This window comes from Kitasatospora sp. NPDC058965, from assembly GCF_042741245.1.
Lineage (GTDB): Bacteria > Actinomycetota > Actinomycetes > Streptomycetales > Streptomycetaceae > Kitasatospora.
In genome coordinates this window covers 26,899-36,586 of record NZ_JBHYKG010000048.1, presented here as the reverse complement: position 1 = coordinate 36,586, position 9,688 = coordinate 26,899, and the positions used below count along the sequence as shown (strand labels likewise).

Here is a 9,688-nt window from a genome sequence, read left to right as displayed (position 1 = left end):
GTCCGACGTCCCCCGCGCCCCTTCGGCGTTCAGGAGGCCGACGCGGACGAGGTGGAGGCGCTCGGCGACGGGGTGGTGGGCGAGGCCGAGGGGCTGGCCGAGCTCGTGCTGGGGCTGGGCGACGGGGTGGGCGACTTGCTGGGCGTCGGCGGCTGGGTGGTCGGCGCCGTGGGCTGCGTGGGGGTGCTGCCCGGCCGGTCCGGCGTCGCGCTCGGCGAACCGCTGTGGCCGCGCGAGGCGCTCGCCGAGGCCGAGGCCGTCGCCGACACCGACGCCGAGGCGGACCCGCTCGCCGACCCGGAGGCCGAGGGCGACCCGGAGGCGGTCGTCGCCGCCCCGGAGGCCTGGGCGGAGGTCGACGCCCCGTCACCGGTCAGCTGCGAGCCCGACACCCCGTTGTCGCCGCCCGTGGCACCCGGACCCGGGCTGCCCGAGGAGCCGGAGCCCAGCACCCCGATCGCCGTGCCCACCACCGCGAGCACCACCAGCCCGGAGGCGGCCAGCACCAGGTTCCGCCGGGACCAGCCGCGCAGCACCGAGGCCGACTGCCGACTGCGCTCGGCCAGCGCCCGGATCACCGGGCGGCGGGTCACCTGGGTCGGCGCCTCGGCCGCCACCGGCTCCAGCTCGACCTGCTGAAGCAGCGTCAGCAGTCGCCGGGAGGCCAGTCCGGCCCGGGAGTCCCCCGCCATCGCGCGCAGCGCCCCAGCGGCCTCCAGCGCCGCCCTGGCCCGCCCGTGCTCGCCCAGGCAGAACCAGTACACCCCGGACTCGTGCAGGAACCACGCCTCGTCCCGCTGGCTGCCCAGCTCCCGGGCCATCGCGCCGCCCAGGTCCAGCGCCTCGCGCCAGGCCCCCCAGCGCAGCGCCAGCGCCAGCGCGGGCGCCGCCGACCGGGCCAGCCCCAGCACCGCCTCCGGCCGGCCGGCCGCCCGGTCCGCGTGCAGCGCACCCAGCACCACCTCGGCCTCGGCCGCGATCTGCGCGGCGCTCACCGAGCCGTGCCCGAGCCACCAGGAGAAGTGCTGGGCCGCACCCTCGGTGCGCATCCGGTCGATCCCCCAGACCGGCGCCAGCGCCTCCAGCACGCCCGGGGTGAGCCGGTGGTGACCACCGGTCGACTCGGCCAGCCCGGCCTCCACCAGCTCGCGCAGCGCGCTCTCGCCGTGGTCCACGTCGATCAGCGCGGGCAGGTGCGGGGCGGTCGGGCACTCGCCGCCGAGCGCCACGGCCAGCCGCAGCACCTCGTGGGCCGATTCGCTCAGCCCGTCCAGCAGCAGCAGCGCGGGCGCCGCCGCCTCGGCCACCGAGGGCAGCGGCACGGTGGCGCGCAGCTCGGCCTCGCGCACCGCCGGGTCGGCGTCGGCGTCCGGCTCGACGGCACCGCCGAACAGGTCGTGCCGGTCCTCCTCGGCCGCCAGCAGCGCGTCCACCTCGGCGTCCCGGCGGCGCAGCAGCGCGGCCGCCTGCACGAAGCGCAGCGGCAGGCCCTGGGACTCGAACCAGAGGTCGACCGCCCAGGCCCGCTCGGTCTCGTCCAGCGGCCGGCCGGCCAGTCGCGCGGTCAGCGCCAGGCAGGCGGTCCGGGAGAGCCCGGTCACCGGGTGGTCCTCCAGCCGGGAGCCGACCGGCAGCGCGCCGCCGGAGCCGGGCGCGACGGCTATCAGGAAGGCGCACTCGGGGGCGGTGGCCAGCAGCTGCTCCAGCTCGGCGCCGTCCGGCACCACCTCGTCGATCACCACCACCGCGCCCACCGCGCCGAGCAGGGTGGGCAGTTCGGTCGCGTCGGGGCGGTGCTCGGTGCTCTGGTAGGCGGCGGCGTACAGGTCCTGCAGCAGGTCCGCGGCGGTGCGCCGGTGGCCGGACAGCCGCAGCACCCCGTGCGGGGCCAGGTCGCCGGCGCCCTCGGCCACCGCGGCCAGCAGCGCGCTGCGGCCCGAGCCGGCCTCGCCGACCAGCCGGACCGAGCGGCCCTCGGCCAGCTTGCCCAGCAGCGTGGCCACGTCCTCCTCGCGGTCCAGCAGCGGCAGGTCGCCCGGCGCGGCGCCGAGCGCCACCGGGCCCACCGGGCCGGTGCCCGGGCCGGCCGCGGACGACCGGGTGCGGGCCACCGCGAGCCGGGGCGCCGGCTTGCGGTCGGCCGGGCACGGGGCCAGGTCCGAGCCGTCGGCGCCGCCGACGGTCACCAGGTACCGCCCGGCGACCAGGTCGCCCGCCCGCACGCGCAGGTTCTCCTGCCCGAAATCACCGGATGGCTGTGACACGATGCGCTCCGCCTGTGCTCCGCCGACGACCCGCCGTCGGCTGCCTTGAGAGGGACCGAGCCATACGGGCGCGTCCGATGCGCCCGTTGGCGACGGACCGTCAGCTCGCCCGGCGGCGCCCGCCACAGCCGGCTCGGTCGAGTGATGCAGTCCCGTCAGGCGCAGACTCTCGCACATCCGACCGCTGCTGCGCAGCGTCGGACCCCCAGCTGCGGAATTTCGGCACGCTGGGTGAGCGAACGGTCACCGAGGGGCGATCACCGAGGGCAGCGGGGCGGCACCCGGCACTCCGGCCAGCCCCGGCAGGGTGGCGCCGTACGGGTCGGCCACCACGCCCTCGACCGCCAGGATCCGGTGCAGCCGGGTGGCCACCAGCAGCCGCTGCAACTGGGCCGGCACCGCGCGCAGCACCAGCCGCCGGTTCAGCCGGCCGGCCCGCCGGTGGGTGCCCATGATCACGCCGAGCCCGGTGGCGTCCCAGGACTCCAGGCCGCGCAGGTCGAGCACCAGGTCCCCGCTGCCCGCGTCCACCGCCTGGTGCAGCCGGGCCCGCGCGTCGGCCGCGCCGCGCACGTCCAGCCGGCCCTCCAGCGCGAGGACAGCCTGGCCGCCGACACCCGGGTACTCCACGATGCGCACGCTGTCCTCCTCTGCAGGGGTTCTTCGGGGGTGCGGTGTCTCCACCATCTGACGCCGGACCAGTGGTCCAGGTTGCTGCCCCCGGCCGGATCTGAAGCAACTTCACTCGTCCGAGGGAATATACGCAGGACTCCCTGGCACTCACGCTCGATTGCGGTGCAAATCACCCGTCCGGGCCGCCACTCGTGAGCAAGCTCACCAGCGGCGGGCCGGACGGGACGGGCCTCAGCCCTGGTAGCCGTAGAAGCCGCGGCCGCTCTTGCGGCCCAGGTCGCCCGCGGTGACCATGCGGGCCATCACCTCCGGGGCGGCGAACTTCTCGTCCTGGGTCTCGGCGTAGATGTTGCGGGCGGCGTGCAGCAGGATGTCCACCCCGGTCAGGTCCGCGGTCTGCAGCGGGCCCATCGGGTGGCCGAAGCCCAGCCGGCAGGCGGTGTCGATGTCCTCGGCGCTGGCCACACCGGACTCGTACAGCTTGGCCGCCTCGACCACCAGGGCGGTGATCAGCCGGGTGGTGACGAAGCCGGCCACGTCGCGGTTGACCACCACGACCTCCTTGCCGACGCCCTCGGCGTAGGCGCGGGCGGTGGCCAGCGTCGCGTCGCTGGTCTTGTAGCCGCGGACCAGCTCGACCAGGCGCATCAGCGGCACCGGGGAGAAGAAGTGCACGCCGACCACCGACTCCGGGCGCTCGGTGACGGCCGCGATCCGGGTGATCGGGATGGCCGAGGTGTTGCTGCCCAGCACCGCCCCGTCCTTGGCGATCTTGTCCAGCTCGCGGAAGACCGCCTCCTTGACCTCCAGCTGCTCGAAGACGGCCTCGATCACGATGTCCGCCTCGGCCACCCCGCCCAGGTCGGTGGTGGTGGTGATCCGGGCCAGCGCGGCCGCGGCCTCCTCCTCGGTCAGCCTGCCCTTGCTGACGAACTTGGCGTACGAGGCCTCGATCCCGTCCAGCCCGCGCTTGAGCGCCTGCTCCGTCACGTCCCGCAGCACCACCGGGTGGCCGGCCTGCGCGGAGACCTGCGCGATGCCCGCGCCCATCAGTCCGGCGCCGATCACCGCGATCTGCTGGCGCTGAGTGGAAACACTGCTCATGGCTCGCTCTCCCGAAGTCCGTCCGGGCGCGCTCCAGGACAGGGGGTACCTCCGCCCGAAGGGTGGGGGCGGATCGCCGTCGGGAGCCACGCCGCTCTCGGCTCGGACTGTAGTGCCCGCGGCCGGGTGATGAAACGACTCCCGGGTGTGATCTGCGTCGGCCGCCGGGCCGCTCGGCACAATGGCCCCCATGACCGACGACGCCGCTCCCGAAGCGCCCAGGTACGAGTCCCCGGCCCAGCGCGCCGACCGCAACCTGGTCGAGCTGCTGCAGGAGCTGCGGGTGATCCAGACCGGGGTGCAGATCGTCTTCGCGTTCCTGCTCGGACTGGCCTTCACCAGCCGCTTCCCGGAGCTGGACGACTTCCAGCGCGGCACCTACATCGTCACGCTGCTGCTCACCGTGCTCGCCTCGGCGGTGCTGGCCACCCCGGTGGCGATCCACCGGGCGCTGTTCCACCGCGGCTACAAGCGACGGATCGTCAAGGTCTCGTCCCGGCTGGCGGTGATCGGCCTGGTGATCCTCGCGGTCGCGCTGAACGGCGCCGTGCTGCTGGTCACCGACGTGGTGCTGAGCACCACCGCGGCGGTCGCGATCACCGCGACCACCACGGCCCTGTTCGCGGGTCTGTGGTTCGTGCTGCCCTGGACGCTGCGCCCGGACTCGCCGCCGGAGCCCGCGGACCCGGTGGCGCGGCGCTAGGGATTGTCAGACGGGCCCTAGCGGTTCTCCCCCGGCACCCAGAGCACGTCGCCGTTCTCCTTGTTGGCCACCCGGGCCAGGATGAAGAGCAGGTCGGACAGCCGGTTGAGGTACTTGGCGGTGAGCGGGTTGACGGTGTCGCCGTGCACCTCGATCGCCGCCCAGGTGGCCCGCTCGGCCCGCCGCACCACGGTGCAGGCCAGGTGCAGGTGGGCCGCGCCCGCGGTGCCGCCGGGCAGGATGAAGCTGCGCAGCTTCTCCAACTGGGCCAGGTAGTGGTCGCACTCGGCTTCCAGCCGGTCGATGTAGCCCTGCTCGACCCGCAGCGGCGGGTACTTGGGGTCCTCCACCACCGGGGTGGCCAGGTCGGCGCCCACGTCGAAGAGGTCGTTCTGAATCCGCGTCAGCACGGCCACCAGCCCGTCCGCCAGGCCCCCGGTGGCGATCGCCACGCCGAGCACCGCGTTGGCCTCGTTGGCGTCCGCGTAGGCGATCAGCCGCGGGTCGGTCTTGGTGGTCCGGCTCATGTCGCCGAGCGCGGTGCTGCCGTCGTCCCCGGTGCGGGTGTAAATGCGTGTCAGGTTGACCATGCGGGCAGCCTACTCAGCCGGGCCCGGCTCCCCGGTGATTGTGGTGTCGATCACGAACCCCTTGGCGGGCCCCTCGGAGACGGTGACGGGGGTGCCGTAGGGCACGCGGGCCGAGGCCTCGTACGCGCCGCGCTGCGGATCGGGCAGCGTGTGCACGGTGACGTGCCCCGCGCCGTCCCGCTCGTCGATGATCACGTAGACCGGGATCTGCGCCCTGGCGTAGGCCCGGTGCTTGCGCACCAGGTCCCGCTGCCGGGCCTCGCGACCGGGGGACACGACCTCGGCCACCAGCGGTACGCCGTCGGCCAACACGCCGAGCTCATCGGGGTCCGACACCTGGAGCAGGTTCTCGGGAGCGACCAGGACGTCCGGGATCCAGATCTTGCGGCCGAAGATGACGTTGGTGTCCTGGTGAGCGGCCAGGTCGGTACCGGCCAAGAACGCGTCCAGGGCGCGACGGAGCCGGTTCGCGGCGAGCGAGTGGCTCGACCGTCCTGTCGGTGACACTTCGATGGACCCCTCGATGATCTCGGCGTGGTACCCCTCGGGGAGCTCCAGCGCCAACCAGGCGCGCCACAGGACCTCGTCGAGGTCCGGCGTCGCTTCGAGGTCGAGATCGGGTTCAGCTGCCATGGCGGCCATCGAGAACACCTCCTCCGTACAGTCTGGGCGGACGGCGTCATCCTCCACAACAACCGCCGCCCCCGCGCCGGGAACCAGAAACGGCCGCTCGAACGAGCGACCGCTTCTCCACGACGTTGACCTCCCCCACCCCGAGGGTCTCGTCGCTACGCGACGTTGACCTCCCCCCCCACCCTCCGGGCGGGGGAACCCCCACCCGAGGGTCTCGTCGCTACGCGACGTTGACCCTCTGGCCGGGCGGGGCGGCTTCGAGCCAGGCGAGGAAGCCGGTCAGGGCGTCCTCGCTCATCGCCAGTTCCAGCGGGGCGCCGCCGAGCAGGCAGCGCAGCACCACGGAACCGGAGAGCAGGGCCAACTCCTCCTGGCCCTCGGGGTAGCGCCGGCCCAGCACCTCGATCTCGCGGCGGGGCAGCACCTTGCGGGCGCGGGGGGCGTAGGAGAAGACCCGGAACCACTCGATGTGGTCACCGCTGTAGCGCCCGATACCGAAAACCCACCCCTTGCCGTCGGTCGCGGGGACCGGGGCGGAGGTGGGTTGTCCGTTCTCGTCGAGATCCGGGAGGATCGAGGCGTCCGCGGGCATTTTCAGCCGGTAACTGCAGTCGAACGTGCCGCCGACCCGCTGGATCAGCCGCCGTCGTACCGCGAACGCCACCAGGCCGACCACCCCGAGAGCCACGACCGCCGCGCACACCACAAGGGCGAGGACCATGCTCACCGACCTCCTCGCTACCCGCATCCCCGTTTATCAACCGATACGACAGTCCCGGGGTCACGCTCAGGCGTCCCCGGGACCGTCGGTCAAGCTCAGTGTCAGGCAGCCTTGCGGCGGCCGGCCGCCACGAGGCGAACCTCGGCGCGGCGCTCGGCGTGCGCGTCGCTGTCGCTCTTCGCGAGCTCCAGCGCGCGCTCCGCGCGGGTCACATCGATCTCGTCCGCGAGCTCGGCGATCTCCGCGAGCAGCGACAGCTTGTTGTCGGCGAACGAGATGAAGCCACCGTGCACGGCGGCGATGACGGTGCCGCCATCGGTCGTGCGGATGGTCACCGGACCGGACTCCAGCACGCTCAGCACCGGAGTGTGGTTCGGCATGATGCCGGTGTCACCGGAAGCCGTGCGGGCGACAACAAGGGTGGCCGTACCGGACCACACCTTGCGGTCGGCTGCGACCAGCTCGACGTGCAGCTCAGCCAACGTGGGCTCCTAGGCTCTTGCAACGCCCGATTACTCGGGAGTTTCGGTAAGAATAACGGGCTCACGCCCCTCGGATGAAACGAGCGGCGCACAGATGACCGGAATCACAGCCACCGAGCCGTGAGGGGTGGTCCCCAGCAGCGGGGACCACCCCTCACCAACTCGACGCTACTTACTTCTTGGCCAGCTCGGCGGCGTTGCGCTCGAGGTCCTCGATGCCACCGCACATGAAGAAGGCCTGCTCCGGAACGGAGTCGTACTTGCCGTCGGCGATGCGGTTGAACGCCTCGATGCTCTCCGACAGCGGCACGGTCGAGCCCTCGACACCGGTGAACTGCTTCGCCACGTAGGTGTTCTGCGAGAGGAAGCGCTCGATCCGACGGGCCCGGTGGACGGTGATCTTGTCGTCCTCGGAGAGCTCGTCGATACCGAGGATCGCGATGATGTCCTGGAGGTCCTTGTACTTCTGCAGGATCCCCTTGACGCGGACGGCCGTGTCGTAGTGGTCCTGCGCGATGTAGCGCGGGTCCAGGATGCGGGACGTGGAGTCCAGCGGGTCGACGGCCGGGTAGATGCCCTTCTCCGAGATCGGGCGCGACAGCACGGTGGTCGCGTCCAGGTGGGCGAAGGTGGTGGCCGGGGCCGGGTCGGTCAGGTCGTCCGCGGGGACGTAGATCGCCTGCATCGAGGTGATCGAGTGACCGCGGGTCGAGGTGATGCGCTCCTGCAGGAGGCCCATCTCGTCGGCCAGGTTCGGCTGGTAGCCCACCGCGGAGGGCATGCGGCCGAGCAGGGTCGACACCTCGGAACCGGCCTGGGTGAACCGGAAGATGTTGTCGATGAACAGGAGCACGTCCTGCTGCTGGACATCGCGGAAGTACTCCGCCATGGTCAGCGCCGACAGCGCCACGCGCAGGCGGGTGCCCGGCGGCTCGTCCATCTGGCCGAAGACCAGCGCGGTCTTGTCCAGGACGTTGGAGTCGATCATCTCCTGGATCAGGTCGTTGCCCTCACGGGTACGCTCCCCGACACCGGCGAAGACCGAGACACCACCGAAGTTGGCGGCGACGCGGTAGATCATCTCCTGGATGAGCACGGTCTTGCCGACGCCGGCGCCACCGAACAGGCCGATCTTGCCACCGCGGACGTACGGGGTGAGCAGGTCGATGACCTTGATGCCGGTCTCGAACATCTCGGTCTTCGGCTCGAGCTCCGAGAAGTTCGGCGCCTTGCGGTGGATCGGCCAGCGCTCGGTCACCTGGGTGTTGAACTCCGCCTGGTCGACGTTGAGCACGTCGCCCAGGGCGTTGAACACCTTGCCCTTGGTCACGTCGCCGACGGGCACCGAGATGGCCGCGCCGGTGTCGCTGACCTGCGCACCGCGGACCAGGCCGTCGGTGGGCTGCATGGAGATCGCCTTGATCAGGCCGTCGCCCAGGTGCTGGGCGACCTCCAGGGTCAGGGTCTTCTTGCCCGAGCCGTCGGGGTTGTCCACCTCGACGTGCAGGGCGTTGAACATGTCCGGGATCGCGTCGACGGGGAACTCCACGTCGACGACCGGGCCGATGACCCGCGCGACGCGGCCCGTCGCCGTGGTCGGCTCAACAGTGGTGGTCATTCTCATTCGCTCCCCGCGCTAGCGTCGGCCAGCGCGTTGGCGCCACCGACGATCTCGCTGATTTCCTGGGTGATCTCGGCCTGACGGGCCGAGTTGGCAAGCCGCGTCAGCGACTTGATGAGCTCGCCGGCGTTGTCGGTCGCGCTCTTCATCGCGCGGCGGCGGGCGGCGTGCTCGGAAGCGGCCGACTGCAGCAGCGCGTTGTAGATCCGGCTCTCGACGTACCGCGGCAGCAGCGCGTCCAGCACGCCCTCCGCCGACGGCTCGAAGTCGTAGAGCGGGAAGATCTCCGCCTTGGCCGGCCGGTCGTCGCTGAGCTGGACCTCGTCCAGCTTCAGCGGCAGCAGGCGGGCGTCGACGGCGGTCTGGGTGAGCATGGACTCGAACTTCGTCGAGACCAGGTGCAGCTCGTCCACCCCGCCGGTCTCGGCCGTGAAGGCCTCGATCAGCGTGGCGGCCACCGTCTTCGCGTCGGCGTAGGTCGGCTTGTCCGAGAAGCCCGTCCACGAGTCCGCCACCGCGAGGCTGCGGAACCCGTAGAACTGCACGCCCTTGCGGCCGCAGATGTAGGTGACGACCTCCTTGCCCTCCGCCTTCAGGCGCGCGGTGAGCGCGGTCGCCTGCTTGATGGCGTTGGTGGAGTAGCCGCCGGCCAGACCGCGGTCCGCGGTGACCAGGAGCACCGCGGCGCGCTTGGCGGCCGGGTTCTCCGTGGTCAGCGGGTGCTTGGCGTTGGACCGGGTGGCGACCGCGGTCACCGCCCGGGTCAGCTCATCGGCGTACGGGGTGGAGGCGGCCACCGCGCGCTGCGCCTTGACGATGCGCGACGCGGAGATCATCTCCATCGCCTTGGTGATCTTCTTCGTCGCGGTGACAGAGCGGATCCGGCGCTTGTAGACCCGAAGCTGTGCTCCCATGGGTCGTTACGTCCTTTCCCTCG

General features: G+C 72.2%; 10 protein-coding genes. 1 reads left to right on the top strand and 9 read right to left on the bottom strand.

Annotated features, from left to right (window positions below):
* Positions 1-29 precede the first annotated feature (29 nt).
* From ACFW1A_RS11300 to ACFW1A_RS11290, 3 genes are all read right to left on the bottom strand, one after another.
* Positions 30-2,264, bottom strand: coding sequence for an ATP-binding protein (locus ACFW1A_RS11300; RefSeq protein ID WP_380407505.1), 2,235 nt, complete (start codon positions 2,262-2,264; stop codon positions 30-32).
* 243 nt (positions 2,265-2,507) lie between these two features.
* Positions 2,508-2,951, bottom strand: coding sequence for an STAS domain-containing protein (locus ACFW1A_RS11295; protein WP_380407503.1), 444 nt, complete (start codon positions 2,949-2,951; stop codon positions 2,508-2,510).
* A gap of 177 nt (positions 2,952-3,128) precedes the next feature.
* On the bottom strand, positions 3,129-4,001 hold the full coding sequence (locus ACFW1A_RS11290; protein WP_380407501.1) for a 3-hydroxyacyl-CoA dehydrogenase family protein: 873 nt from the start codon (positions 3,999-4,001) through the stop codon (positions 3,129-3,131).
* Between the two features lie 190 nt (positions 4,002-4,191).
* Between ACFW1A_RS11290 and ACFW1A_RS11285 the strand changes: the two genes are divergently transcribed.
* Positions 4,192-4,704 carry a DUF6328 family protein gene (locus tag ACFW1A_RS11285; RefSeq protein WP_380407499.1) on the top strand — a complete coding sequence of 171 codons (513 nt, stop codon included), beginning with the start codon at positions 4,192-4,194 and terminating at the stop codon, positions 4,702-4,704.
* Between the two features lie 17 nt (positions 4,705-4,721).
* On the opposite strand, the gene ACFW1A_RS11280 is transcribed toward ACFW1A_RS11285, so the two are convergent.
* The 6 genes from ACFW1A_RS11280 to ACFW1A_RS11255 form a co-directional block, all read right to left on the bottom strand.
* Positions 4,722-5,294: a cob(I)yrinic acid a,c-diamide adenosyltransferase gene (locus ACFW1A_RS11280; RefSeq protein WP_380407497.1), complete on the bottom strand. Its 573-nt coding sequence runs from the start codon at positions 5,292-5,294 to the stop codon at positions 4,722-4,724.
* A 9-nt stretch (positions 5,295-5,303) separates the two neighbouring features.
* On the bottom strand, positions 5,304-5,927 hold the full coding sequence (locus ACFW1A_RS11275; protein WP_380407495.1) for a Uma2 family endonuclease: 624 nt from the start codon (positions 5,925-5,927) through the stop codon (positions 5,304-5,306).
* Positions 5,928-6,147: 220 nt separating this feature from the next.
* Positions 6,148-6,648 carry a DUF2550 domain-containing protein gene (locus ACFW1A_RS11270; protein WP_380407493.1) on the bottom strand — a complete coding sequence of 167 codons (501 nt, stop codon included), beginning with the start codon at positions 6,646-6,648 and terminating at the stop codon, positions 6,148-6,150.
* Positions 6,649-6,749: 101 nt separating this feature from the next.
* Positions 6,750-7,130: a F0F1 ATP synthase subunit epsilon gene (locus ACFW1A_RS11265; RefSeq protein ID WP_380407491.1), complete on the bottom strand. Its 381-nt coding sequence runs from the start codon at positions 7,128-7,130 to the stop codon at positions 6,750-6,752.
* A 172-nt stretch (positions 7,131-7,302) separates the two neighbouring features.
* The gene (gene atpD, locus ACFW1A_RS11260) at positions 7,303-8,748 is read right to left on the bottom strand and encodes a F0F1 ATP synthase subunit beta (protein WP_380407489.1); all 1,446 of its coding nucleotides are present in this window, start codon (positions 8,746-8,748) and stop codon (positions 7,303-7,305) included.
* A 2-nt stretch (positions 8,749-8,750) separates the two neighbouring features.
* Positions 8,751-9,665, bottom strand: a complete 915-nt coding sequence (locus tag ACFW1A_RS11255; RefSeq protein WP_380407487.1) for a F0F1 ATP synthase subunit gamma — start codon at positions 9,663-9,665, stop codon at positions 8,751-8,753.
* Positions 9,666-9,688: the final 23 nt, after the last annotated feature.

Bases quoted from the DNA above. Each gene is read 5' to 3' on its own strand.
- ACFW1A_RS11290 (WP_380407501.1), bottom strand. From the start codon at position 4,001: ATGAGCAGTGTTTCCACTCAGCGCCAGCAGATCGCGGTGATCGGCGCC.
- ACFW1A_RS11280 (WP_380407497.1), bottom strand. From the start codon at position 5,294: ATGGTCAACCTGACACGCATTTACACCCGCACCGGGGACGACGGCAGC.
- ACFW1A_RS11295 (WP_380407503.1), bottom strand. From the start codon at position 2,951: ATGGTGGAGACACCGCACCCCCGAAGAACCCCTGCAGAGGAGGACAGC.
- ACFW1A_RS11270 (WP_380407493.1), bottom strand. From the start codon at position 6,648: ATGGTCCTCGCCCTTGTGGTGTGCGCGGCGGTCGTGGCTCTCGGGGTG.
- ACFW1A_RS11285 (WP_380407499.1), top strand. From the start codon at position 4,192: ATGACCGACGACGCCGCTCCCGAAGCGCCCAGGTACGAGTCCCCGGCC.
- atpD (WP_380407489.1), bottom strand. From the start codon at position 8,748: ATGACCACCACTGTTGAGCCGACCACGGCGACGGGCCGCGTCGCGCGG.
- ACFW1A_RS11275 (WP_380407495.1), bottom strand. From the start codon at position 5,927: ATGGCAGCTGAACCCGATCTCGACCTCGAAGCGACGCCGGACCTCGAC.
- ACFW1A_RS11255 (WP_380407487.1), bottom strand. From the start codon at position 9,665: ATGGGAGCACAGCTTCGGGTCTACAAGCGCCGGATCCGCTCTGTCACC.